Origin of the sequence: Acinetobacter sp. 'aerobic (ED)' (assembly GCF_904886855.1) — a bacterium.
Taxonomy (GTDB): Bacteria; Pseudomonadota; Gammaproteobacteria; order Pseudomonadales; family Moraxellaceae; genus Acinetobacter; species Acinetobacter courvalinii.
This window is the reverse complement of record NZ_CAJHGI010000001.1, coordinates 655,701-681,050: the sequence shown is the minus strand read 5'-3', so window position 1 is coordinate 681,050 and position 25,350 is coordinate 655,701. Positions and strand designations below refer to the sequence as shown.

At 43.6% G+C, this 25,350-nt stretch carries 20 protein-coding genes and 1 pseudogene; 17 read left to right on the top strand and 4 right to left on the bottom strand.

Annotated elements, in window-relative coordinates; all coding sequences use genetic code 11:
- Positions 1-125: 125 nt before the first annotated feature.
- Both JO943_RS03290 and JO943_RS03285 read left to right on the top strand, forming a co-directional pair.
- Positions 126-896 (top strand): SDR family NAD(P)-dependent oxidoreductase, encoded by a 771-nt coding sequence (locus tag JO943_RS03290; RefSeq protein WP_005286495.1) that lies wholly within the window; start codon positions 126-128, stop codon positions 894-896.
- 162 nt (positions 897-1,058) lie between these two features.
- Entirely contained in the window at positions 1,059-1,625 is a 567-nt protein-coding gene (locus JO943_RS03285; protein ID WP_202739966.1) for a hypothetical protein, read from the top strand.
- 44 nt (positions 1,626-1,669) lie between these two features.
- Here JO943_RS03285 and JO943_RS03280 read toward each other — a convergent pair whose 3' ends face one another.
- The gene (locus JO943_RS03280) at positions 1,670-2,245 is read right to left on the bottom strand and encodes a flavin reductase family protein (protein WP_202739965.1); all 576 of its coding nucleotides are present in this window, start codon (positions 2,243-2,245) and stop codon (positions 1,670-1,672) included.
- Positions 2,246-2,674: 429 nt separating this feature from the next.
- Between JO943_RS03280 and JO943_RS03275 the strand changes: the two genes are divergently transcribed.
- Both JO943_RS03275 and JO943_RS03270 read left to right on the top strand, forming a co-directional pair.
- Positions 2,675-3,691: a lipase family alpha/beta hydrolase gene (locus JO943_RS03275; protein WP_005286486.1), complete on the top strand. Its 1,017-nt coding sequence runs from the start codon at positions 2,675-2,677 to the stop codon at positions 3,689-3,691.
- 74 nt (positions 3,692-3,765) lie between these two features.
- Positions 3,766-4,800: a lipase secretion chaperone gene (locus JO943_RS03270; RefSeq protein ID WP_202739999.1), complete on the top strand. Its 1,035-nt coding sequence runs from the start codon at positions 3,766-3,768 to the stop codon at positions 4,798-4,800.
- A 160-nt stretch (positions 4,801-4,960) separates the two neighbouring features.
- Here JO943_RS03270 and JO943_RS03265 read toward each other — a convergent pair whose 3' ends face one another.
- Positions 4,961-5,851, bottom strand: coding sequence for an alpha/beta fold hydrolase (locus JO943_RS03265; RefSeq protein WP_199948444.1), 891 nt, complete (start codon positions 5,849-5,851; stop codon positions 4,961-4,963).
- A 529-nt stretch (positions 5,852-6,380) separates the two neighbouring features.
- Between JO943_RS03265 and JO943_RS03260 the strand changes: the two genes are divergently transcribed.
- The 6 genes from JO943_RS03260 to JO943_RS03235 all read left to right on the top strand — a co-directional run bounded on the left by JO943_RS03260 (position 6,381) and on the right by JO943_RS03235 (position 10,442).
- On the top strand, positions 6,381-7,109 hold the full coding sequence (locus JO943_RS03260; protein ID WP_413814523.1) for a HesA/MoeB/ThiF family protein: 729 nt from the start codon (positions 6,381-6,383) through the stop codon (positions 7,107-7,109).
- A 56-nt stretch (positions 7,110-7,165) separates the two neighbouring features.
- Positions 7,166-8,464, top strand: coding sequence for an ABC1 kinase family protein (locus JO943_RS03255; protein ID WP_004772617.1), 1,299 nt, complete (start codon positions 7,166-7,168; stop codon positions 8,462-8,464).
- A 26-nt stretch (positions 8,465-8,490) separates the two neighbouring features.
- On the top strand, positions 8,491-8,871 hold the full coding sequence (gene folB / locus JO943_RS03250; RefSeq protein WP_202739963.1) for a dihydroneopterin aldolase: 381 nt from the start codon (positions 8,491-8,493) through the stop codon (positions 8,869-8,871).
- Positions 8,828-9,262, top strand: coding sequence for a 2-amino-4-hydroxy-6-hydroxymethyldihydropteridine diphosphokinase (locus tag JO943_RS03245; RefSeq protein ID WP_202739962.1), 435 nt, complete (start codon positions 8,828-8,830; stop codon positions 9,260-9,262). Before folB ends, JO943_RS03245 begins: the two co-directional genes overlap by 44 nt.
- Positions 9,263-9,303: 41 nt before the next feature.
- A complete protein-coding gene (locus tag JO943_RS03240) occupies positions 9,304-9,855 on the top strand; it encodes a DUF2799 domain-containing protein (RefSeq protein WP_202739961.1) in 552 nt (183 codons plus the stop codon).
- 134 nt (positions 9,856-9,989) lie between these two features.
- A complete protein-coding gene (locus JO943_RS03235; protein ID WP_005230965.1) occupies positions 9,990-10,442 on the top strand; it encodes a hypothetical protein in 453 nt (150 codons plus the stop codon).
- Positions 10,443-10,516: 74 nt separating this feature from the next.
- Here JO943_RS03235 and coq7 read toward each other — a convergent pair whose 3' ends face one another.
- On the bottom strand, positions 10,517-11,152 hold the full coding sequence (gene coq7, locus JO943_RS03230) for a 2-polyprenyl-3-methyl-6-methoxy-1,4-benzoquinone monooxygenase (RefSeq protein ID WP_009509536.1): 636 nt from the start codon (positions 11,150-11,152) through the stop codon (positions 10,517-10,519).
- Positions 11,153-11,155: 3 nt separating this feature from the next.
- Positions 11,156-12,475, bottom strand: coding sequence for an MFS transporter (locus JO943_RS03225; protein ID WP_202739960.1), 1,320 nt, complete (start codon positions 12,473-12,475; stop codon positions 11,156-11,158).
- Positions 12,476-12,889: 414 nt separating this feature from the next.
- On the opposite strand from JO943_RS03225, the pseudogene JO943_RS03220 reads away from it, so the two are divergent.
- The 7 genes and pseudogenes from JO943_RS03220 to JO943_RS03190 all read left to right on the top strand — a co-directional run.
- A pseudogene (locus tag JO943_RS03220) lies at positions 12,890-15,349 on the top strand (autotransporter assembly complex protein TamA); the annotation flags it as partial.
- A gap of 48 nt (positions 15,350-15,397) precedes the next feature.
- Positions 15,398-19,903, top strand: coding sequence for a translocation/assembly module TamB domain-containing protein (locus JO943_RS03215; RefSeq protein WP_202739958.1), 4,506 nt, complete (start codon positions 15,398-15,400; stop codon positions 19,901-19,903).
- A 396-nt stretch (positions 19,904-20,299) separates the two neighbouring features.
- Entirely contained in the window at positions 20,300-20,779 is a 480-nt protein-coding gene (locus JO943_RS03210) for a DUF4189 domain-containing protein (RefSeq protein ID WP_202739957.1), read from the top strand.
- 272 nt (positions 20,780-21,051) lie between these two features.
- Complete coding sequence (locus tag JO943_RS18495; RefSeq protein WP_265102654.1) at positions 21,052-21,306, top strand: DUF4189 domain-containing protein; 255 nt, start codon at positions 21,052-21,054, stop codon at positions 21,304-21,306.
- 184 nt (positions 21,307-21,490) lie between these two features.
- Positions 21,491-21,949 carry a DUF4124 domain-containing protein gene (locus JO943_RS03200; protein ID WP_202739955.1) on the top strand — a complete coding sequence of 153 codons (459 nt, stop codon included), beginning with the start codon at positions 21,491-21,493 and terminating at the stop codon, positions 21,947-21,949.
- Positions 21,950-22,053: 104 nt separating this feature from the next.
- Positions 22,054-22,413: a hypothetical protein gene (locus tag JO943_RS03195; protein WP_005230955.1), complete on the top strand. Its 360-nt coding sequence runs from the start codon at positions 22,054-22,056 to the stop codon at positions 22,411-22,413.
- Between the two features lie 259 nt (positions 22,414-22,672).
- Positions 22,673-25,312, top strand: a complete 2,640-nt coding sequence (locus JO943_RS03190; RefSeq protein WP_005230954.1) for a bifunctional aconitate hydratase 2/2-methylisocitrate dehydratase — start codon at positions 22,673-22,675, stop codon at positions 25,310-25,312.
- The last annotated feature ends 38 nt before the right edge of the window (positions 25,313-25,350 follow it).

The window sequence follows — 25,350 nt, the reverse complement described above, 5'->3', positions numbered from 1 at the left end:
AGAATAAATAGATCGACTGCTCAAAAGTCGCATTCAATTTGCTACTTTTTGAAATTGTATCGGAAAAAAGTTGCCTTTAGGCTTGGTTATAAAAATTTATATCTTTAATTTGATAGGAAACGTAAATGAAAATTCAGGGAAAACATTTTGTTATTACAGGCGGTGGCTCTGGTCTAGGTGCGGCAACAGCTGAATATTTAGTTGAAAAAGGTGCATCAGTCACCTTGGTTGACATGAATGTTGAAGCGGGAGAACAACAGGCACAGGCATTGGGAGCTCAGGCAGAATTTGTAAAACTGGATGTGACCGATGAAGCTGCTGCGGAACAGTTTTTTAAAGATGTACTTGCCAAACATGGCAGTGTTTATGGTCTGATCAATTGCGCCGGCATTGGCCCCTCTGCAAAAGTTGTGGGTAAAGAGGGCGTGCATGATCTGGCGATGTTCTCGAAAACCTTACAGATTAATGTCACAGGGACATTTAATATGCTGCGCTTTGCAGCGGATGCCATGAGCAAGAATAGCGTTGCGGAAGGCGATGAAGATCGCGGGGTGATCGTTAATACCGCTTCGGTGGCTGCTTTTGACGGGCAAATCGGGCAAGCAGCCTATTCTGCTTCGAAAGGTGCTGTGGTCGCAATGACCTTGCCGATTGCACGTGAACTGGCCCGCCATGCCATACGGGTCATGACCATTGCGCCGGGCATCATGGAAACCCCGATGTTAAAAGGTTTACCACAGAACGTACAGGATGCGTTAGGCCAAATGGTGCCGTATCCTTCACGTTTGGGACGTCCAGAAGAATTTGCACGCTTGGTGGCCCATATCGCCGAGAATTCATATCTGAATGGTGAGGTGATTCGTCTGGATGGAGCGATTCGTATGGCACCAAAATAAGCCTTGCTAAAAGTATTCAATTACGCCATAGAACAGTTGTGGACTTTGCCTTCACAACTGTTTTTTCTTTTTTGCTCAAATTTTATATGTTCTGTGAACAGCTTTGCTTCTAAGGTAATAGACCGTGGCTTGATAAAAATAAACGTACTAAAAGGAATTGATATGACATATAGACTGATTCTCTCCGCATGCTTGGGCCTGTGTCTGAGCGGTTGTGTTGGCAATATGAATCCAACGGGTGGAAATTCAACACCGAATTATCCCTATTACAAAACCCGTGAAGCCCGTGTGGTGAAAAAAATTCTGGTCCCTGCGGGTACTACACTGGTCTATGACACCCAGTTTTTGAAGGAAGGTGAACAAGATAAGATCATGCCGGAAGATAAACTTATTGATATTCGTTTTCCGGAAGATCAACCCATGCGCTGGGGCGGTGTGCCTGTCAGCATGATTTCGAAATTTTTTAATTCAGAGATGCACGGCTTTTCTATTTATGCCAACTTTCAGCAACTGGATGCCAGTCAGCGCAGTCGATTTGCGCAATTGTGGCAGAGTTGCGATGATGATCTCGGGATTACTGTCAAAGACGCCAGCGACTGGTCTTTTAACAAGGCCAATATTGCAAATGTAGAAAGTTGTAGTGTCAATTATCAACGTTATTTTAAGCATAACCAGAAACAGCAGCAGTTTCTGAATACCTTGTATCGTGAAATGATGAAAGCTGAATAAACAACACAGGCAATGCTGAAAATCATTGCCTGAGCTTTTGCCGATTATTTGGCCTTGACTTCATCACCAATCAAATAAAAGGTTCCGCCTGCCATATAGTGCAGGCTACGTAATTCTTTTGCAGCGTCCTGAAAATACCAGTGCCCATCACGAAACACGCGAGAATCTGCCCAGGCTGCAACCACAGCGCCAATAAATAAATCGTGTGCTTGCTGGTTATGTGGCTCTGGAATCACTTTGCAAATCAACCATGCCAGACTACCTGTGACCAGCGGTACAGGAAAGGCGTCCTGATAAAACAGTTCGGTTTTGCAATCTGCCAGTTTGGTGGGCTGGTCAAATTTACTAATCGTACCGAGTTGATGCACCATGTCAATTTGCGCGTAACAGGGCACTTGTAGCGCAAAGTAGCCGCTTTGTTCAACCAGTTGACGGGTCTTGGTGCTTTTATCAAGCACAACCGTGACCTTGGCTGGGCTAAATTCCAGTGCACATGCCCATGCTGCTGCCATGACATCCGTATCCTGCTCATGTTGAGCCGATACCAGTACGGTTGGGCCGTGATTGAGTAGACGATAGGCTTTGGAAAGTTCAACGGCGGTAATATGTTGGGCACTCATACGCGATCCAGAAAGGAGATAACACGGATTATTGTTGCATAATCTCTGAGGGAGTAAGGTTTATTTTTACGGTATTTATAACGTTAAGCGCAACAAAAATGGAAGCGTGATTCAGATTTTCCGGTCTAGAACATTCAGCCAGATAATTCATTACCATACCTATCACAGCTTATATTTTTATGCGGTAGTCCAGATGAGCACCGCCCTTATTGCAGCTTTGCGCATGTACATTCATCGGAATTTTATTAATCGATCGTAATTTTGGCCTGAACTGTTATGATTTTGGCGCAGTTTGCTTTAGTCTAAAAATTAAACAATATACAAGGAGGGAAAATTTTACATTGTTTTTGTATGGTAGGAATGATTCCACATACAAAAGTATAGGACTAACACTTTGTAATAAAAATGAAAAATGCTCGGAGCAAAAACGTGAAAAAGAAATATTTAAATGCTATGGCTTTAATGGCAGGCATGTTTGTGAGTAGTGGTACCGTGGTTCACGCAGGTTTGTTTGATTTTCTATCACCCAAGGCCTCATGGCAAAACTGTAATGTGAACGGTTGCTCAGTCGGCGGTAGTACGAACATCACTTCCAGTTATGCAAAAACCAAATATCCGATTTTGCTGGCGCATGGTATGGCCGGCTTCTCCGCGGTTGGCCCATTGCAATACTGGAACGGGATTACTGAAGATCTGGTTGGAAACGGGGCCAGTGTATTTGTGGCACAGCAAGCTTCTTTTAACTCATCTGAAGTACGTGGTGAACAGCTACTGTTACAGGCAAAACAGGTACTGGCAATTACCGGTGCTGAAAAAATCAATTTAATTGGCCATAGTCATGGCTCACAGTCGGTTCGTTATGTGGCAAGCTTATTGCCGAATAAGATTGCTTCAGTAACAGCAGTAGGAGGTCCAACCAAAGGTTCAGATGTTGCAGATGTGGTCGACTCAGTGGTGAAATCACCTGTTGGTCCAGCACTTGCACCGGTTATTGCAGCAGGCGTTAATGCGTTCTTCTCATTGGTCGGTATTGGCTCTGGTCATTATTATGATCAGGATGCGCTTGCAGGGTTAAACTCACTCACAACCAAGGGTTCTGCAGACTTTAACCAGCGTTTCCCGGCAGGTGTACCCACCACAGCCTGTGGATCAGGTGCCGAACTGGTCAATGGTGTCCGTTATTATTCGTGGAGTGGTACCAGCCCGTTTACCAATGCGGCTGACCCGATGGACTATGCGTTAACGGCAACCTCTTTACTCATTTCAGGTGAAAATGATGGCTTGGTACCGCGTTGTTCAAGCCATTTAGGCACGGTCATTCGTGATAACTATGCATTTAACCATCTGGATGAGGTGAATCAGGTATTAGGTTTGGTCGGTTTCTTGCAAAATCCGGTTACGCCGTTCCGTGCACAAGCCAACCGTTTAAAAAATCAGGGACTATAATCAATGCGCTAAAGGGGCATCTGTGCTCCTTTAGCCAGGATGATTTTAAAAAAGGATCAATAGAGCAAGGGATGATGAACGGTAAATTTTTAAATAATAAAACCATCAGTTTGTGTGTCATTATCGGTTTGTTGCTGATATTGGCTTTGATCTACTGGATCTTTAAACCAGATGCTCAAGCGGTTTCACATCCTTTAGGGCAGCAGGCTCAACAACAGCCCCCACAGAGCAATATTGCAGGTGGTGCTACACAAGATCATCAAAAGGGAAAATTACCTGTTCTGGCGGCTTCATTACAAGGCACCGAAATTGATTGTCCAATTCAGGTGGATGCCAACGGTAAACTGATACTGACGGTTGGTATCCGTAGCTGTTTTGATTATTTCTTTTCTAGTCTGGGTGAAAAAACAGAAACTGAGCTGATCGCTGATATTCGTCAATATCTGACTGCGACATTACCAGAGACGGCTTCAGGTTATGCCATTTATTTGTTGGATCAATATGTGGCGTACAGCCATACCCTCAAAAATTTAAAACCCAATGGTAATTTTAAGACGGGTGATATTGAGGGCTTTCAGAAAGTTCTTGATCAGATGTATAAAGTCCAGCAGCAGTTTTTTAATGCGGCTGAGATCAATGCCTTGTTTGGTAATGAACGTAAGCTGAACCAGTTTAATATTGAGCAGATGCGTATTCATGCCAATAAGACCTTAACCGCACAGCAAAAAGCGGCTGAACTGGCAAAATTGATTGATCAACTTCCTACCACCATGGCGGATGGTGTTCGGGTTTCCATGCAATTTACTGAATTACAGCAATTGACCCAAGAAATTCGTGACAAAGGTGGCTCTGCGCAAGAGCTACGCAACATGCGTGAAAGTTTATTGGGGCCAGAGGCTGCGGACCGTCTGGAAAAGGTTGATCAGGAAGAAGCTGGCTGGCAAACACAGGTCAATGGATATCTGGCTGAGCGTGACCAGATTTTAAAAAGTAATGCGAGTGATGCCAGTAAACAGCAGTCGATTAATCAGTTAAGAACTCAGTCTTTTGCCACCAAGGAGGAGTTACTGAGAGCGCAATCTTATGAAATGATGCATGATCGCAAATGAAATAGCTCGTTTGAATAACCTGTATTGAAATCAGCCATTCAAGATTGAGGTTAGAGAGAGTTTTATAGAGCCTAAAGCAGTTTAGGCCCTATACAAATAATAGGCTTAGTTAAGTTGGGCAGAATCAACATTCCACTTTATCTTTTATAGGAAAGTCATTCTAACGAGTATTTAAAAAGTCTTCGATCAGTTCGGCGGTCTGTTTCGGTTGCTCTAAATTAATATTATGGCCTACATTTTTAAAAGCAATAAATTTGGCTTTAGGATAGGCCGCTTGAAGTTTGTTTTGATGCTGGATGCCGAACAGTTGGTCCTGATCACCCCATAAGATCAGCATTGGAGCGGACATCAGCTTTGCGGCATTGCTCAAATCTCCATACATGGCTCCACTCAATACACCTTTCCATACATGCAGCGGTACAACTGCGCTCTCCTGACTTAATATTTCTTCAAGTTTTGAATCAATCGGATTGGGGTTCCATCTCCATTCCTGCATAAACTTCCCATGGGGATCAATCGGCACTTGAAGAGAGTGTATATTGTCCCATAACCAATTACCTGGCCCATTTATTCCAATATTCAATGTAGAGGATATCAGGACGACTTTATTCACGCGATCTGGATAAGCCGTAGCCAATACTTGAGTCGTTAAAGAACCTAATGAATGTCCAACAACGTCGGCTTTGGCAATTTTTAATTTTTTAAGGAACAGGTTGGCATCACTGGCTAAATCTGTATATGCATAACAGCATGCAGGCGCGTCAGATTGGCCATGGCCACGTAAATCAATCGCATAAACATGTCTGTTTTTGAGATAGGGCATGATTAAAGACCAGGTGCGGCTGCTGTCGGTATAGCCGTGTATGAATAATAACGGTTTACCGTCAGTGTTACCTGCTTCGATATAAGACAGGTTGATACCATTATCGAGGTGTATTTTTTTCTTGGCATGTACCCATTGTTCTTGTGTAGGGATTGGAATTATTTTTGCACTGCAATCGAATGCCAAAAATAGCAAGATTAAAAAGGCAGTATTCCTAAGTAAAGACATATATCAACTCCATGATGGTCTTAAAATGATTCTTTATTACAGAAATTGAGAGAAGGCTTGTCAATTGGAGCAGAAGCGTTGAACTGGGATATCAGCTGTTTAAGACGGAATAATTTCGTGCTGGATACAACTGGGTTGAGTAATAAATAATAGTTTTCTATAACAGTTAGGCTTTTGTTTTTAAATAATTAAATATGATTTTAAAAGAATTGCGGCAACTGGACATTAAGATGATTTACCCAGATGCTATAGCGAGTTGGTCCCAATTTTATCTACTTTAGTGGACGTGGAATAATGGAATGAACTGTTAATAAAAATGTATTTTGCAGTATTAATCTTTTTAGTTTCATTAAGACAAGTAGAAATTAGCGAGATAAAAATAAAGCTGCGCCAAAAGAAAACAGTGTTCGACTTAATTTACTACTTTCCTCCATCCTTCCATCGACTTAGAATCAGCATTCCCTTAAACAAAGAAGTAAGCCACGTGTCAGACCATTTAGAAAACGAATTTGAGCTAAGCAATGAGGAAATGCATCTCTATAGCCGTCAGATTTTACTGGATGGTTGGGATATCGAGGCACAAGAACGGCTAAAACTTGCCAATGTACTGATCATCGGTGCAGGGGGAATCGGCTGTACCAGTGCCGAACTGTTGGCACGTGCCGGGGTAGGTAAAATTACGATTATCGATGCGGATACCATTGAGATCAGTAATCTACAACGACAAATTGCATTTACCTCTAATGATTTAGGTCGATATAAAGCTGAAATATTGGCAAAACATCTCCAAGCCATTAATCCATATATACAAGTCAATTATCAAAATATACGTTTCGATGCAACAAATGCGCATGAACTCGTACAGCATCAGGATGTAGTGTTAGATGGTTGTGATAATTTTACCACCCGTTATCTGGTCAATGCAGTATGTAAAAAATATCAGGTTCCGTTAATTAGTGCTTCAGCCATTGGCTTTGAAGGGCAAATGTTTATGGTTGAGTCAGACTCAGCCTGTTATGAATGCTTATTTCCAAAGGAAGAGCATGCCAATGAAGGGCTACGCTGTGCTGAGTCTGGTGTATTGGCAACTACACCTGTAATGATAGCGTCATTACAAGCACATCACACTTTGCTATTTTTAGGATTAGGTTTAACACCACTGAAGCAAAAACTGTTGCTCTGGAATGGCCTAAACCTGTCGCAACGCATTCTTAAATTTGAAAAAGATGTAAATTGTCCAGTTTGTCAGGCAACTTGATCGGTAAAATGAGCAAAATTTGCTAAACTAATGCCATCTGTGAGGCAAGAAAGATTATGAAAAGAAATATTTTATTCGATGGATTACGCTCTGTTGCACGTATCGGTGAAACAGTGGTGGTTGCAGCACAAGCAGGTGTGAAGTATGCAACTGAGAAACCAAGCAATGCCAAACTCATGCGTGAAACCTTTGAGTCGCTTGGTTCGACTTATATCAAGCTGGGTCAGTTTATTGCCAGTACGCCGTCTTTATTCCCGCGAGAATATGTACAGGAGTTTCAGGGCTGTCTAGATCAAACCCCGACTTTACCGTTTAGCTATATTCAAAAGGTTTTGGCAGAAGAGTTTGAAGGCCGCAACCTCAATGAAATTTTCAGTTTTATTGATGAAAAACCGTTGGCGTCTGCCTCAATTGCACAGGTGCATCCGGCCAGACTGGTCACCGGTGAAGACGTGGTTTTAAAAGTACAGAAACCGGGTGTGGAAACGATTCTGTATACCGATCTGAATGTCGTGCACTGGGCAACCAAATTACTGGAAAAAGCCGTGCCAAAAATCAAGTTTGCATCGCTTTCTGAAATTGTGGATGAGATCAAGACACGCATGGTACGTGAAGTTGATTTTATTGAAGAAGCACAAAATCTGGATGACTTTATCCAGTACCTGAACATTTCAGGCAATCAGGCTGCGACTGCACCCAAAGTGTATCATCAGTTTTCGACCCGTCGTGTACTGACCATGCAGCGTTTATATGGCGTGCCATTAACCGACTTTGATGTGGTTAAGCAGTATGCCAAAGATCCTACCCAAGTCCTGATTACAGCCATGAATACCTGGTTTGGTAGTTTGATGTTGTGCAAGAGTTTCCATGCAGACTTACATGCCGGTAACCTGATGCTGCTGGAAGATGGTCGTATTGGCTTTATCGATTTCGGTATTGTCGGTCAGTTAAAGCCGGAAGTCTGGACGGCATGTATGGCCTTTATGGATGCGTTACAACATACCAACTATGTGGCAATGGCTGAGAATATGCTCAAGATGGGGATGACCCATCAGAAAATTGATACTCAGGTATTGGCAGATGATCTGGAGCGTTTGTTTAGTGGAGTATTACTGGCAGATCCGCAAGAAATTCTAAGTTCGAATCCGGCAGATCTGAATGACATCATGATGGATATGGTGGCTGTGGGTGAACGTCATGGCATTAAGTTCCCGCGTGACTTCGCGTTATTATTCAAGCAAATGTTATATTTTGATCGTTTCATGCGTGTTCTCGCACCTTATACCGATATTTATGCTGACCAGCGTTTGAAAATGGTTCACAATATTGAACCTGCTTCGTTTTTAAAGCATTAATTTATTTATCGGTTCAATAGGTCATTATGGATGCCATTATCATTGAAGGGTTAAAGGTGGATACGGTCATTGGCTGTTTCAACTGGGAACGCCAGATTATTCAACCTTTAATGCTAGATCTCACCATTCATAATGATCTATCCCAAGCTGCGCACTCGGATGAGTTGGAAGATACGCTCAACTATGCTCAAATTTGTGAGCTTGCAGCTCAAGTCATTCAAGACGCGCAACCTAAACTGATTGAGCATGCTGCTCAACTGGTGCTTGAGTGTTTGTTTAGCACTTTTCCTTCGATCGAATCGATCACTATCACCATTCGCAAACCCGCCATTATTGCTCAAGCTAATGCAGTAGGAATTCGCCTTGAACGCAACAGACACAGTTTTTGCGCTCGCACTGGCGAGTAATCTTCAGCAGCAACAAAATTTCACTTTTGCTTATGAGCAGATTGCCCAGCTCGGTAGAGGGGTGTTTTCTCCGATTTATGAAATTCCTTGTCGGGATGGAATCGGGGCAGATTACTGGAACTCGGCATGTCTGTTAAGCAGTCGACTCGGCGTTGATGAAGTCATTGAATTGCTTAAAAGGCTGGAACAACAATCGGGACGGATTCGTCCATCACACCAGATCACGCTAGATATTGATGTAATTGCCTGGGGAAAGGATTTAGACACTATGCAGTTTAATCCTAAGAAGTTACCTCTGGCGCTGGATGTGAAAATTCCTTTATTTGATTTATGGCCACATGCTGATTTAAGCTATGATCAAAAGATAAACTATCCTGTCATTACAATGTAATTTGTTTGAATGTAATCTCATAATAATTAGGACCATTGTTCATGAAAAGTATTTTAATTTTATCGGCTTTGACGGTATTACTTTCCGGTTGTGCAGCCATGAGTGTTGAGCAATGTAAAACGGCTAACTGGTTGATCGTGGGTGAAAAAGACGGTTCGGCCGGGCATGAATCGCGTCTAGATAAGTATTATTCTTCTTGCCAGAAAGCCAATATTGTTCCCAATCAAAGCCTGTATGAAAAAGGCTATCAACAAGGTCTGGGCTATTACTGCCAGCCTGAGAATATCTTTAGTGAAGCCTTGGATGGACGGGGTGATTACAGGGTCTGTCCGGCGGAAAAGCGCCAGACTTTACGACCTTATTATCAGGCTGCCAATGAATATTATCTGGCTGATTCAGAGTTCAGTCGCTCACAGAGTGAGATGAACCGTTACTTAAAGGAGCTGGAACGCACCGATCTTTCCTCTAAAGTTCGAGATGATTATAAGAAGCGTTTATATGATCTACGTATCAATAGCAGCAGTGTCCAGTCGCGTTATCATAATGCAGTCCGCAATATGGAGCGCTTTAAGGCTGAGCATGGCTTGAATTAAGTTAAAATATTGATTGGAACAGCCTGTAATTTTTCTTACAGGCTTTTTTGTTTTGTGATTAAACATTTAAATTACAGACCCATGCCGAGATCAATGTTTAAATATTCAATTGAATCAACCGCAAGGGATGCAGCATGCACATCAAATTTATTACGGTTGGAGTGATGGCCTATGTAGTCATGAACTCCGCTTATGCCATTGATGCCAAATATAGAGAACAACTCGAACGTTCAGGCTGTACGCAAATCAGTGAAGCGCAAGGTTGTGACATCAATAAGACCGCAGAAGAAAATATCAAGGCTGGCTTTAGCATACCCGATGCAGTTGCAACGCCGGAACCTGCGGTCAATCAACCGCAATGGATTGCTGAAAGGTCAGATGGCTCGACCTTGGCAACCATCCGAATTGATCCGCAGCAACGTGTCTGGGTGAACGATACCCGAGTGGCAGCCACTCAGAAAAATGGCCAGTTTGAGTTTAGACAAGGCAAGATTAACTATACGATTTTTACTGATCTGGAAAAGCAGCCACAAAGTTTCTGGTCGGACCGTTATTCAACAGATAAAGGAAAAATTGTGTTTCGCTGATCTTTGAACAAGCGTGTTTATGAAGATTTTAAAATAAAAAAGGGAATTAAAAATTCATAATTCCCTTGAATGATTTATAGATAATAACTGGTTTTTGTCATTAATTTTGAAATCGCGGTCATGGTAATACGCACAGGCACCGGTAAATCCACACCACCTGCATTTAATGCAGTATCACGATGATGCAACTCATCTTCATTCATCTGCTCAAGGATCTTGCGGGAGCGGTCATCATGCGCTGGCAATTGCTGGATATGTTCCTGTAAGTGCTGGCTGACCTGTCGTTCTGTCTCTGCAACAAAACCTAAACTGTATTTATCGCCTGCAATCCCTGCAATTGCACCCATGCCATAAGACAAGCCGTACCAGATCGGGTTCAAGACACTGGTATGGCTATCCAGTTCTTTTAAACGATCTTCACACCAGGCCAGATGATCCTGTTCTTCAATTGCAGCCTGCTGCATTTCTTCACGCACATGGGGCAGTTTTGCAGTCAATGCCTGACCGTGATAAAGCGCCTGGGCACACACTTCGCCGCTATGGTTAACGCGCATCAAACCTGCAACATGGCGTGCATCGCTGACACACAGCTGTGAAGGTTCATCGCTGGCTGGATTGGCGCGTTGGGCACTGGTCGCGCCCGGTACCAGACTACGTAAAGCCTGATCAAAAGAATTAATAACTTTATCGAGACCTGTGTATTGACGCATATATTAATCCTCTAGAGTATTGGGCGCATTTTGCAGTAACGGTTTGAGTCGTTTTAATAACCAGAACGAAAAAATTGCGCTTAAAACAGCAGTAATAGTGAATAAGATTTTAATATCAATTTTTAAAATGCTTAAGATTAAAATTGAAAAAATTGCCGAAGAGACCATAAATACAGCATTCAGGATATTGTTTGCTGCCACCACACGCGCCCGATGAGAACGTGGTGAATAGGCCTGCATTATGGCATAAAGCGGTACGATATAAAAACCGCCGCTGATGCCCAATAAGGTCACGGCAAGCATCACATGATAGTAAACTGCACCTTGGCTAAACATATCTTTCAATGTCAATAGGTCACCTGTACGTTCAGGTACAAATGCTATACTGGCAGCGAGATAAAGGGCAAAAACCGTCAGGCCAATTGCACCATAAGGCACCATCTTGATATTGATCTCCGTACCGCCAATACGTCGGCATAACAAAGAACCAACGCCAATTCCGACCGAGAAGAAGGTTAACAGCAGACTGACCACATTTTCTGAAGCATGTAAATTTTGCTGTGTCAGTTGCGGAATCTGGGTCAGGTAGGTTGCACCATAAAACCAGTACCAAGAATTACCTAACAGAATCACAAACACAACCGGGATGCTTTTGGCATAGCCAATGGTCTGGAAACTGGTGCGGAAAAAGTTCCAGTCAATTTTTAAATCAGGTGCAGCAACTTTTTGCGGCAGGATAAAACGGCTACATAAATAGCCTAAGCAAGCAATAGTCACCACAGTTACGCTGATCCAGAGCAGGTTGCCTTCAGAAGAAGCAATTACCGCACCGCCAAGAATCATGCCCAGTAAAATCGCGATTGATGTACCTGACTGGAATAAGGCATTACCAGACATTAGCTCTTGTGGCTTTAAAATCTCAGGTAAAATGGCATATTTGATCGGCCCGAAACAGGTGGAATGCGTTCCCATCAAAAACAGCGCAAATAACAATAACCACAGATTGCCCAGCAAGAAACCTGCAGTACCAATCAGCATAATGACGATTTCTAATATTTTAATGAAGCGAATCAATTGAGAACGTTCATATTTATCCGCAATTTGCCCAGCTGTAGCCGAAAAGAAAAAGTAAGGCAGAATAAACAGTAACGCTGCTAAATTATTTAAAGTACTGACTGGCGCACTTTGTTGTTGTATCCAGCCATAAGTGATGACCAATAAGAGCGCTTGTTTATAAACATTATCATTCAGTGCTCCAAAAAATTGCGTGAAAAACATCGGTGCAAACCGACGTGATGTCATTAAGCGCTCATCTTGTTTCATCGTGTGTTCACTTCATTGTGTTTTATAAAAAAATGTGACGAACTGTAAAAATGTGATGAAATGCATGTATGATATCCCTGTCTGATTGGATGAAAAATCAAAGATTTGAAGTTATTTCAGCCATCAAAAACGATAAATTAAAAAATAAGTTTAGAGTTCTACATGCCATCTAAATCGAAGTTTAAACAGTCAACACTGGTTCATTCTATGCATTTAATCTTTAAAATGCAGGGTTTTCCTAAACTTATTTGTAGCGGTTTCTTAATTAGTTCTTGTATATCAGTTGCTTGTGCACAAGAGCAAATTCCGGACTCGCCTGAAAATCAGACAGCGGATCAGACTGAACCACAGGCGGATGCAGCAGCTGCACTGATGAAACAACGGCAAGCGCTTCTCAATAGCCCGGAGAATCCTTTGTCTGTGCAGGACAGTTTGTCTGCCTTAAAGCATCAGGAGCAGGCGGCCAACCAGATTGACGAGTTAAAACCGATTCAGCTCGACGATAATCTGGAAGATCTGCCGGTGATTCCGGTGGATCAAGGCATGGCCAATGAAATCTTCCGTGTAGCAGAAGATGCAAAAAACGAAGCAAAAAATTATCGTGACAATACCGCCAGAACACCTGAAGTTTCGGTGAGCGATGTTTCTCAAACCGAACTGACCGAGATTAAAAGTGCACCCGTCAATATTGACAAGTTAATGCACGACATTCAGACCGACAGTAAAATTGTTGTTGAAGCCAACGAGGCTGGCCGGACCTTACCTGAATTTCAGACCCAAACTGAGCAGGATGCTGAAAAAGAAGGTTTCTTTAAACGTATCTGGCATCGGTTCCGTCCAGAGAATTTGCTTAATCCAGATAAGGTGCCACGTATTACCGCCGATGTGACAGGTGCACCACCTGTTCTGGCCGCAAATATCAAGGCCAAATTATCCAGCTTTACACAGGAATCTTTTGAAGAGTTCAATGTCGCCTTACCGCAATTGCGTGCTTTAACCAATCAGGCAGCACAGGCTGTCGGTTATTACAATGCCACTTACACCTTTGTCAAAGAAAGTGACAACAAGGTCAAGGTGATTGTGGTGCCGAATGAACCGGTAAAAATCAAAGAACAAAATATCGAATTTACCGGTGCAGGGGCTAACATTCCGCAGTTCCAGGTCATTAGTTTGATTCCGGAACAAGATGAAGGTGATATTTTTAACCACGGCAAATATGAAGAAACCAAGAACAAAATTACCACAGTCGCCTCAGATAACGGTTATTTTGATGCGTTCTGGCGTCTGCATGACGTGAAGATCAGCCAGCCGGAAAAGACCGCCGATATTAACCTGAAATATGAAACCGGTGAGCGTTACAAACTCAAGAAAGTCGAATACCGGATGAGTGATCCGAGCAAGCCATTGCCTTTGACCCAAAAAGTGCTGGATAGTCTGGCACCGTGGAATGAAGATGATGATTATGCCTTCTGGCGTGTAAATGCCCTGGCAAATAACTTAACCAATACCCGTTATTTTAACTATACGCTGGTGGATACCATCAAGCCGGATGCTATCCAGCCTCCGCTGGAGTTGCCGCCTGATCTGCAAGCTTTGGTCGACCAGCAACGTATTGAACAGTCCCAGCTGTTAAATAGCCAGCAAAAGGCGGATCTTGCCCGTGCGAAAATTACCTCTGCTGAAGAAGTCACTCAGGATGTTGTAGACGAATCGCAATTCTCGGGGGGCGAACAGGCACAGACCTATTCTTTAGCCCGTTCAATGCCAATGCCAACGCATGAGGATGATGACGAGACACGTCAGAAGCAGGAAGAGCAAGCGCGTATTGACCAGAAAATTCCGGTAGTGGTGACCTTGAATGCTGACCGTTTAAACAGTCTGGAAACAGGTATTGGTTATGGGACCGATACCGGGGCGCGTATTCGTAGCCAGTACCGTCGTGCTATTGTCAATAAATATGGTCATTCTTTTGATGCCAACGTCGAGGTTTCCGAAATTCGTCAGTCGATTGATGGTCGTTACAGCATTCCTTATAAACATCCGTTAAATGACTATTTCAACCTTGTGGGTGGTTATGAGCGTGAAACGCGTGATGACATTGGCCCGGATGTCAACTTGCTGATCGAGTCGGCCGTACTGGGTGGCGAACGTGTCATCAAGAATCCTTTGGGTGACTGGCAACATACCTTTGGCCTGCGTTACCGCCTAGACCGTTTAACTCAAAAAGGCGATGTCGATATCGATGAGTTACCGGATGCCTTCAAGGTTTCCGGAATTGATTCGGAACAAGAGTCTTTGCTGTTGGGATACGAAGCTTCTAAAACCAATAGTAATACCCGTTTGAATCCAACCCGAGGCTTTAAACAGACCTATAAAGTTGAACTGGGCACAGAATCGCTGCTGTCTGATGCCAATATGGCGATTGTGAGTGCCGGCTGGCGCTTTATCTATTCACTGGGTGAAAATGACAATCACCAGTTTGTCGGTCGTGGCGATGCCAGCTATATTTTTACCGATGATTTTAATAAAGTACCTTATAACTTGCGCTTCTTTACCGGTGGGGATCAGTCACTACGGGGCTTCGACTATAAGAGCTTATCACCAGAAGAAAACGGCTATAAATTGGGTGGACAGGCTTTAGGGGTTGGCTCGCTTGAATATAACTACCAGTTTAAAGATGGTTGGCGTGCAGCCGTGTTCTCGGATTTTGGTAATGCTTATGACAAACAGTTTAGCAATCCAACAGAATATAGCGTGGGTGTCGGTATTCGCTGGAGATCACCAATTGGGCCAATTCGTCTCGATGTTGCTTCAGGTATTTCCAATGAGAATCATCCGATTCGATTGCATTTCTTTATTGGTCCACAACTTTAAAAACTTTTATTTAGCCTGCTAACGCGGCAAAACAATTTCAGGTTGATTATGACGGAAGTAGAACAGCAACTGACACCTCCCGCTGGACCAAGAAAAAAACGGCACATTGGTCGTAATATTGCGCTGATCGTGCTGATCATTCTTTTGTTATTGGTCAGTTCTTTAATTGTGATGATGTCTACCGATAAAGGTAGCCGCTTTCTACTGGATCGCGTATTGCAAAGCCAGAAAATTATTAAATATGAATATGAAGGCGGTAATCTGCTTAAGGGTATTATCCTGAAAAATATTCTAGTGCAGTTACAGGCGGTAGATGTTTCTTTAGATCGGGCGGATGTCTCTTTGGGCTGGCGCGCGATTCTAAATAAAGAAGTACATTTAAGCCATGCCGATGTCCGTAATCTAAAAATTATCAATAAGAAACCGCCTTCGGATGAACCTTTTGGTTTCGAGCCGATCAAGCTGCCTTTTGTCTTACGGATTGATGAAGCCAGTCTGGATCATCTGCAAATCCAGACCGCGACTTCAAAAGTTGATTTTAACGATGTCTATCTGAAAGATGCCTTATGGTCTGAGACCAAGCTGGAGTTTGAAGACTCGCGCATGGACATGGGTTATCTCGCTGTCCAGAATGCTTCAGGTCATATGGATTTCAGTGGGAAATATCCTTTAAATGCCAAGGCTGATCTGATCATTCCTGCATTAAAAAGTCTGGATATCGAAACCATTAAGGTGGCAGCGCGCGGTTCTTTAGATACCTTAAGACTGGGGGTTGCGACCACTACTCCTGATTTGCTCACAGGTCGGGCGATTCTGCATCCGGTCCGTGAACATGTGCCGATGCAGGGCGAATTGTTATTAAAAAATTATCATTTGCCTTTATTGAAAGACCAGAAGCTGTTTGCCAAAGATGGTGTGGTCAAGTTTAACGGCGATATACAAAAGCTGGTGTTGAATCTTGATACGGATTTAAAAGGTGAACAGATTCCGGAAGGTAAATATACGGCACTGATGGATACCGATTTAACACATCAGTTAAATATCCGTGATTTAAATGGTCAGCTAATGAAAGGTGCTGTGAGCCTGAACGGTATTGTAAACTGGCATGAGCATGTCATCTGGGATCTGAAAGGACGTCTGGACCATTTAGATCCTGAAAATACCACGGTACCGCAGATCGCACAGGACTTTTTACCGCCGAAACTGGATGCCAATATCAGTTCTTCAGGTTCCTTGCAAAAAGGTCTGGCGCTGACTGCTCAAGTGGCTTTTGACAAATATGAAAGCTGGGCACTCAAGCTGGATCAGGCCGAAGAAAAAAATAACAAAGCTCAGCCTATGTTGCTGGATATTTCATGGAAAGGCATTGACCGTGCCATGCCTTATATCGGCTGGTTAAGCAGTGAAGAAGGTCATACCAATGTGGCGTTAAAAGAGGGTCAACAGGATATTTATGTTGCGACCACGGTACGACCGCATGAACAGGGTTTATTGCCAACGGGTAAATATGAAGCGCGTTTGGATTTAAAAGACAATCTGTTAAATGTCGAAAATTTCCGTTATCTGGCTGAAAAAGGCAGTTTGTCTGGTCAAGCCAAAGTAAAATTACCCACCGAAAAGCAGCAGCTGTCTTGGCAAGCGCAGCTTAAGGCACAAGATTTTAATCCGCAAACGGTTGCGGCAGCTGCACCGGTCAATGTACTCAATGGTGAAATCAAAGCCAATGGTTTTGCCAAACCGAATCAGCAAGTGATCAAGTTTGAACAGATTGATTTAAAAGGTCAGCTGGCACAGGCCAACCAGAAAGAAACCATTGCGCTGAAAGGTAAAAGTACTGCCGCTTTAATTTTCCATGATGAAAAAGCGGGTGGCGGATTCAAGAGCTTTGCAGTGGACTATGACGGTTCGCTTAACGCCTTAAATCAGGGAGATGGCTTATTAAAGATTAATGTAGCCGGAACGCCTGAATACATTAATATTAAAGAATTAAAACACGATGGGGTCGCAGGTAAGGTATTTGCGACCGGTTCAGTGAATCTGGAAGACAAGCTGGGCTGGGATATTGATGCCTCACTGGTACGTTTTAAACCGCAATACTTTGTTTCTACGGTTAAAGGTGAAGTCTCCGGACATGTGAAAACACAAGGGGTCTGGTCAGACAAGCTGAAACGGATTGATATTCGCCAGCTTAACGCAGCCGGTTTCATCAACAATAAGCCAGTTCGCGGTCGTGGTAATCTCAGTCTGTTACTTGATTCAAATCAGCAAGGTTTTTTACCGCAGCAATTTGAGGCCAACGACCTGTTCCTGGCTTATGCACAGAACCAGTTACAGGCCACTGGCAATGCACAAAGCTTGAGAATTAAACTCAATGCTCCTGCATTATATGAGTTATATCCGGGCTTACGTGGCCGTGCCTATGGTAGTCTAAACGTTCAGTCACAACCGCGTTTAAGAGCAACCGCGAACATGGCGGTCGATAACTTTGCCTTTAATGATCTGGTCAGTATCAAGTCATTACGTGTACAAGGTGAACTGCCGACATCTGAAACCACTCCAACCCAGTTAACGGCGACCTTAACCCATTTACGTAACGGTAATCGTGAAATCCAGAATGCCACCGTAAATCTAGCTGGAACGCGTAAAGCACATGTATTGAAGGTTGAAAGTAAAAACCGACAATCTAATTTCTATGTGCAACTGGCGGGTGGTTTTAATCCAAACAATGACTGGTTGGGACTGGTTCAGAAAGGTAACTTTACCTCGCGTAATATCAGTCTGGTGCAAAACCAGAATGCGCCGATTATCTATACCGCAGCCCAACAGCAACTCTATATTGGGCAGCACTGCTGGCAGAGTTCAAACAGTCAGTTGTGTCTGGATCAGCCGGCCCGCATCAGTAAGGCCAAAGGTAACTTCTCGCTGATTACCAAGAATCTGGATCTAAAAGACTTTACCGCCTTTATGCCAGAGGGTCTGGCGGTTACAGGCCAGTTGAATGGATATGCCAAAGCATCCTGGGCGAATGGCAGTCATCCAAAACTGGATGCGCGTTTAGTCACACGTAAAGGTGAGATTGGTCTGGCAGCAGATGATCCGCAAGATCCTGCCACGACAGTGACTTATGATGAACTAAGCCTGATTGCCAAAAGTATCAGCGAAGGCATGTTATTCCGTGTCGATATGAAGACACCGGATATCGGAACGGGTTATGCCAATGTGATTATTGATCCATTCCAGAACAATATGCCGATGCGTGGTGAAGTAGCATTTGATGATGTACAGCTCAAAGTATTCAAGCCATTTATCAAGGATGTGCGTTCGATGGCGGGCACCTTGTCCTTGGCCGGAAAAGTTAACGGTACTTTGACCCAGCCACAGATTACTGGTGAGATGCGCTTGAAAAATGGTGCGATCAGCATGATTTCACTGCCGGTCAACTTAAGCAACATCCAGCTGTATTCATCGATTCGCCAAGACTATGCCACGATTGATGGCGCATTTAACAGCGGACAAGGTGTGGGGCGCTTAAAGGGTAACTTTGACTGGAAGAATGATCCACATTTAAACCTGACTTTGAAAGGCGATAATTTGCTGGTGCGTCAGGCGCCTATGATTACGGCAATTGTGAAGCCTGATCTGAGTCTGGATGTTTATCCATTTGACAAGCGTTTAAGTCTGAAAGGTACAGTGGATGTTCCGCGCGCGCGTATTTCCATGCCAGAAACCTCTGAAAGTGTCGTCAATCTTTCACCGGATGTGCGTGTAGTCCAACAGGGACAAGACTTGCTGGCTACCCTGAAAGCGGCCAAGCCTTGGGATATTCGTGCAGATATGACCGTGACACTTGGAAATCAGGTGATCTTCCAAGGCTTCGAAAGTACCATTCCACTGGTCGGACGTTTACATTTATCGCAACGTGGTCTGGAAACAGCCATGCGTGCCAATGGTGCCATTGGTGTCAGCCAGAAAGTGAAGATTGAAGCCTATGGTCAAAGCCTTGACCTGAATCGTGCGATTGCGCGTTTTAACGGACCGTTGGCGAACCCGACGCTGGATATTGATGCCAATAAACCGGTTCAGGGCAGCATGGTCGGTGTCCGTGTGACAGGTACCGCAACCGTGCCGAACATTCAGATTTATAACGATGCTGGTTTGTCTGAACAGGAAGCACTGAATGCCTTGCTGACAGGCCGTATTAATGAAGGTAACAGCGGTTTAAGTAATACTGAAGGCTTTAAGTCGGATGTAAACAATACCATTGCTGCCGCAGGGATCAGTATGGGCTTGGGTGGTACTCGTGCCTTGACCAACCAGATTGGCCGAACCTTTGGTTTAAGTGGTCTGGCGCTGGATGCACAGGGTACCGGTGATGATACGCAGGTCAGCCTGACAGGCTATATCACGCCAGATCTGTTTATTCGTTATGGTATTGGTGTATTTACCCCAGTGAATAAGTTGACCTTGCGTTATCAGATGAACCGCCGTTTATATCTGGAAGCAAGTCAGTCCTTAGAACGTGCAATTGACGTATTCTATAACTGGCGGTTCTAAGCTTTCTTTAAGCTAGGCTTAGAACAGGAAAGAGGAATTATTTCACTGAAATAGTTCCTCTTTTTTTGTGGGCTAAAACAACTTCTGAAATCTTTAAGATCTGATTATTACAAAGAAACAATGAGGACAGATATATTAACAGTCTATGCCAATTTTTTAGTGGCTATGCTAAGGGTGATGCTGGAAATATAGGTTTCAAGTTATTGTTTTATTTTATAATTTAAAATTTTAATCCTGTCGTTTAGGACGTTTTAGCCCTTGCTTCGAAATTAAAATCATTGTTCCGAATCGTGTTGATTTCTATAGTGGAATCTATCAATCCACTTTTTGAGTGCATCTGTTGTGATGTTTGTACAACTGCACAATAGAGGGATGTGTTTAAAGGGAGTTTTTATTATGAAATTCAATATCAGACTGCTAGCTGGACTTTTATTGATGCTGTCCACAATTACCACTGCTCAGGAAAACCCTAATTCGGCAGAGTTTCACGCGCGACATAATACAAACTCGCCTTACTATAATGATGGAGCCCAGCAATATGCTGTTCCACAACCGGTTTGGGCAGATCGTTGGGGAGCGATTGCTTCTGATGGTAATGGCACTTACGGATTTGTCACGGACATGAGGAGTAAGCGGAGAGCAGAAAAAGCCGCTATTGAAGACTGTAAGAAAGACGGAGGAGGAGCTTGCTCTGTGAGGCTTGCATTTTTCAATCAATGCGCAGTTGTAATGGCTGGTAGTAAGGCGGCAGCAACGGCGAGTGCGGCAACGAAAGAAGAGGCTGTTGAGCTGGGAAAGAAAACATGCCGTGAGAATGGTGATAATGCTTGTAGTGTTTATTGGTCTGGCTGTAGCACAGCAGTCCGTGTGAACTGATCACGTGATGGCTTTTGTTCAGGAGAGATGAAATGAACAAATTTATAAAGCGATTAATAGTATTGAGCGTGATATTTCTAGGAGTAAGTAGTTCTATTTATGCTTGTCCTGCGGGCATGGTTGAATTGCCGGGAGGAGTTTGCCTCCCACCAGATCATCAAAACTCTCCTTTAAATAATCTACCATCTGCATCACCACCACCGCCAGTTTGGGCGACGCGTTGGGGAGCGATTGCTTCTGATGGTAATGGTGTCTTCGGCATTGTTAATGACATGCCGAGCAAGCGGAAGGCGCAGAATGCCGCTATTGCAGCGTGTAAGAGTCAAGGGGGCGGAGGCTGTATCGTAAAACGGGAATATTACAATCAATGCGCTGCGGTTGTCTTAAGCGAGACGAGGTCGGCATATGCGAACGCTCCTACAAAAGAGGAGGCGTTGGAGATAGGCAAGCAGGATTGTGCAGCCACAAACACGGGCGAATGCTGGGTACATTATTCTGGCTGTAGCATGCCAGTCCGTGTGAATTGATTAATTTGTGGTGTTTATCAACCAGTCTGAACGATACATAGTATTAATTACCAGTAATACAAAACTGCTTTAATCCGTTAAGGCAGTTTTTCTAAAAGACGTTATTTTAGCAAATAAAAATATGATAGAATTTTTATAAGACATTGATAATAAATGAATTTAAGACATTTTTTGGAGGAAATACATGAAAACTGTCACTTTCGGTCAGCTTTGGGCAGTGCTTGGCTTGATACTGCTCAGTTCCACACTCCAAGTCAATGCCAAGGAATACTATAAATGGGTCGATGCCAAAGGCGTTACCACCTATTCAGCAACGCCACCACCTGCACAAAAAACCGAACCGCAACTCGATCCGGTTAAGAACAACAGCAATACCCCAGCACAGCAGTCAACTGCACCTAAAGAGCCAAAAGCGACCACGCTGACTGCAACTCCAACAACAATATCTAAACCTGTAAGCAATGCCACAGCCAGCAATCTGACGGCAGCAAGTGGAGTCCTCATTCCCGTAAAAAACTGCAATGGCGTAAGGTGCTGGGATACAAAAGGCAAGTCTTATAATTTAGTGGCGGGCACAACTTATCTTTCAGCACATGGAGGGAAGTGTCAAAAGATCGCCAATAACATGCAATGTAATAAATGATTTGTATGTTTTTATTACGGAAAGCAAGCTTTTAGCTGCTTCCTTTTTGCAAAATAAACAAGTTTCAGTATGATGGTGGGCATCAAATTAGCCGCAGTATGAAGATGAAAAAAGTTTTGTTGATTGCACTAGGTTTAGTTTTGGCTGGTTGTGCTGAGAAAAAGCCGTTAACCCCTGAAGAACAATGGCACGGTTACTGTGTCAGTGTCGGGAATGCTGCGCGCTCAATCACTTTAGATCGTCAAAATGGAATTGACCAGAAGCAAGCAACGGAACATGCGGGCAAAATTGAAGATGAAATGACACGTAAGTTCATCTTTAATATTCTGGATAAAGTTTATGCAATCCCGGTTGATGAACTGAAAAAAGATCCAGAAGCATTACGTGAAAATTTAAAGAAAAAATTTATGGACGAATGCTTGGCTACACCACATGACAAGCTACCGAACTATAAACTTTTTTAATGTGTTCATAAAAAAGACAACATCGTTTGTCTTTTTTTATAGATGTAATTTATTGTTTTATTAGACATTAACCTTAGACCAAAGCGGTATTTAAAAGAGGGGATCATTTCGCTATAAAATAATGGACATCACGTAGAAATACGGTAGTTGCATTAACATTTGACGCGAAGTCTAGTAAAATTTTGCTGTCCACATTGCTTGTAAAGCTTGTACAAAGCTGGAACTTACAAGTAATTTTTTAAAAAAGAGGAATAACACTGTGCTAGAAGCTTACCGCCAACACGTTGAAGAACGTGCCGCACTCGGAGTCCCACCGAAGCCGCTTGATGATGCTCAAACTGCTGAACTTGTAGCCCTATTAAAAAATCCACCAGCAGGTGAAGAAGCATACCTGGTCGATTTGCTAGAAAACCGTGTTCCAGCAGGTGTTGACCAAGCTGCATATGTAAAAGCTGCTTTCTTAGCTGCCGTTGCAAAAGGCGAAGCAACCTCTCCACTCGTAACCAAAGAGCGCGCAGTATACTTACTCGGTACGATGCTTGGTGGTTATAACGTAGCGCCACTTGTTGAGCTTCTTGATAATGCTGAACTTGCTGAGCTTGCTGCTGAAGCGTTAAAGAAAACACTTCTTGTATTTGATGCATTCCATGACGTAGCAGACAAAGCCAAAGCAGGTAATGCAGCAGCTAAAGCTGTTTTACAATCTTGGGCTGATGCTGAATGGTTCACAAGCCGTCCAGACGTTCCAGAAGAAATCAAAATCACTGTGTTCAAAGTAACTGGTGAGACCAATACCGATGACTTGTCTCCAGCTCAAGACGCTTGGAGCCGTCCGGACATCCCGTTACACGCAAACGCTATGTTGAAAAACGAGCGTGATGGCATCAACCCTGAAAAACCAGGTGAAGTTGGTCCATTAAGCCAAATTAAAGAACTTATCGCGAAAGGCAACCAGGTTGCGTACGTAGGTGACGTTGTTGGTACAGGTTCAAGCCGTAAGTCTGCAACTAACTCGGTTCTTTGGTTCTTCGGTGACGAACTTCCACACATTCCAAACAAAAAAGACGGTGGTGTGTGCTTAGGTTCTAAAATCGCGCCAATTTTCTTCAATACAATGGAAGATGCAGGTGCATTACCTGTAGAAATCGACGTTGCCAACATGAACATGGGCGACGAAGTTGTATTGAAAATTGATCACGCTGCTGCAAAAGTAACTGCATTCAAAGACGGCGCTCAAATTTCAGAAGCTGACCTTAAAACACCTGTACTTTTAGACGAAGTACGTGCGGGTGGTCGTATTAACCTGATCATTGGTCGTGGTTTAACTGCGAAAGCACGTGAAGAATTAGGTCTTGCACCTTCTACATTGTTCCGTACTCCAGTACAACCTGCTGACACTGGCAAAGGTTTCACCCAAGCTCAGAAGATGGTTGGCCGTGCATGTGGTTTACCGGAAGGTCAAGGTATCCGTCCAGGAACTTACTGTGAACCTAAGATGACGACTGTTGGTTCTCAAGATACAACTGGTCCTATGACTCGTGACGAGTTAAAAGACTTGGCATGCTTGGGCTTCTCATCTGACTTGGTGATGCAGTCTTTCTGTCACACTGCTGCGTATCCAAAACCGGTTGACGTAACAACGCACCATACATTACCTGACTTCATCATGAACCGTGGTGGTGTTTCTCTACGTCCAGGTGACGGTATTATCCACTCTTGGTTAAACCGTATGCTACTTCCAGATACCGTTGGTACTGGTGGTGACTCACATACTCGTTTCCCAATCGGTATTTCATTCCCGGCGGGTTCTGGTCTTGTTGCGTTCGCAGCTGCGACTGGTGTTATGCCACTGGATATGCCTGAATCTGTACTTGTTAAGTTCAAAGGTAAAATGCAACCTGGTATCACTTTACGTGACCTTGTACATGCAATTCCTTACTACGCAATCCAGGCGGGTGACTTGACTGTAGAGAAGAAAGGTAAGAAAAACATCTTCTCTGGTCGTATCCTTGAGATCGATCTTTCAGAAATGGAAAATGACTTGACTGTTGAGCAAGCATTCGAACTTTCTGATGCGTCTGCTGAACGTTCTGCTGCTGGCTGTTCAATCACGCTTTCTGAAGAGAAAGTTGCTGAATACCTACGTTCTAACATCACCATGTTGAAGTGGATGATCGCTGAAGGTTATGGCGATGCACGTACACTTGCACGCCGCGCTGAAAACATGCAGAAGTGGTTAGACAACCCAAGCCTGTTAAAAGCAGATGCTGATGCAGAATACTTAAAAGTTTACGAAATCGATCTTGCTGACATCAAAGAACCAATTCTTTGCTGCCCGAACGATCCAGATGACGCGAAACTTCTTTCTGACGTTCAAGGTGACAAGATTGATGAAGTATTCATCGGTTCTTGTATGACTAACATTGGTCACTTCCGTGCAGCGGGTCAGTTACTTGACAAAGTACCTGGTGGTTCATTGTCTACTCGTTTATGGTTGGCTCCACCAACGCGTATGGACGAGCATCAATTGATGGAAGAAGGCATGTACAACATCTACGGTCGTGCTGGTGCGCGTACCGAGATGCCGGGCTGTTCATTGTGTATGGGTAACCAGGCACGTGTAGCACCGAACACGACATGTGTATCGACTTCTACACGTAACTTCCCGAACCGTCTAGGTCAAGGTGCAAACGTTTACTTGGCTTCTGCTGAGCTTGCATCAGTCGCTGCGGTTCTTGGTAAATTACCAAGCCCAGAAGAATATCAACAGTACGCGTCGCAAATCGACAGCGCTTCTGCTGACATCTACAAATACTTGAACTTCGACAAGATGAGCGAATATACAAAAGAAGCTGATCAAGTTGATACCAAGAAAATTCAGGCTGCACAATTGACCTAATCGATTGTTTTTGCTAAAAATAAGGGCTGATTAATCAG

What these genes read in the sequence shown, in the direction of transcription:
- JO943_RS03255 (WP_004772617.1), top strand. Translation starts at nt 7,166, where the DNA reads ATGAAAAGAAATATTTTATTCGATGGATTACGCTCTGTTGCACGTATC.
- JO943_RS03195 (WP_005230955.1), top strand. Translation starts at nt 22,054, where the DNA reads ATGAAAAAAGTTTTGTTGATTGCACTAGGTTTAGTTTTGGCTGGTTGT.
- JO943_RS03225 (WP_202739960.1), bottom strand. Translation starts at nt 12,475, where the DNA reads ATGAAACAAGATGAGCGCTTAATGACATCACGTCGGTTTGCACCGATG.
- JO943_RS03240 (WP_202739961.1), top strand. Translation starts at nt 9,304, where the DNA reads ATGAAAAGTATTTTAATTTTATCGGCTTTGACGGTATTACTTTCCGGT.
- JO943_RS03215 (WP_202739958.1), top strand. Translation starts at nt 15,398, where the DNA reads ATGACGGAAGTAGAACAGCAACTGACACCTCCCGCTGGACCAAGAAAA.
- JO943_RS03280 (WP_202739965.1), bottom strand. Translation starts at nt 2,245, where the DNA reads ATGAGTGCCCAACATATTACCGCCGTTGAACTTTCCAAAGCCTATCGT.
- folB (WP_202739963.1), top strand. Translation starts at nt 8,491, where the DNA reads ATGGATGCCATTATCATTGAAGGGTTAAAGGTGGATACGGTCATTGGC.
- JO943_RS03285 (WP_202739966.1), top strand. Translation starts at nt 1,059, where the DNA reads ATGACATATAGACTGATTCTCTCCGCATGCTTGGGCCTGTGTCTGAGC.
- coq7 (WP_009509536.1), bottom strand. Translation starts at nt 11,152, where the DNA reads ATGCGTCAATACACAGGTCTCGATAAAGTTATTAATTCTTTTGATCAG.
- JO943_RS18495 (WP_265102654.1), top strand. Translation starts at nt 21,052, where the DNA reads ATGCCGAGCAAGCGGAAGGCGCAGAATGCCGCTATTGCAGCGTGTAAG.
- JO943_RS03200 (WP_202739955.1), top strand. Translation starts at nt 21,491, where the DNA reads ATGAAAACTGTCACTTTCGGTCAGCTTTGGGCAGTGCTTGGCTTGATA.
- JO943_RS03290 (WP_005286495.1), top strand. Translation starts at nt 126, where the DNA reads ATGAAAATTCAGGGAAAACATTTTGTTATTACAGGCGGTGGCTCTGGT.
- JO943_RS03270 (WP_202739999.1), top strand. Translation starts at nt 3,766, where the DNA reads ATGAACGGTAAATTTTTAAATAATAAAACCATCAGTTTGTGTGTCATT.
- JO943_RS03265 (WP_199948444.1), bottom strand. Translation starts at nt 5,851, where the DNA reads ATGTCTTTACTTAGGAATACTGCCTTTTTAATCTTGCTATTTTTGGCA.
- JO943_RS03210 (WP_202739957.1), top strand. Translation starts at nt 20,300, where the DNA reads ATGAAATTCAATATCAGACTGCTAGCTGGACTTTTATTGATGCTGTCC.
- JO943_RS03260 (WP_413814523.1), top strand. Translation starts at nt 6,381, where the DNA reads ATGCATCTCTATAGCCGTCAGATTTTACTGGATGGTTGGGATATCGAG.
- JO943_RS03235 (WP_005230965.1), top strand. Translation starts at nt 9,990, where the DNA reads ATGCACATCAAATTTATTACGGTTGGAGTGATGGCCTATGTAGTCATG.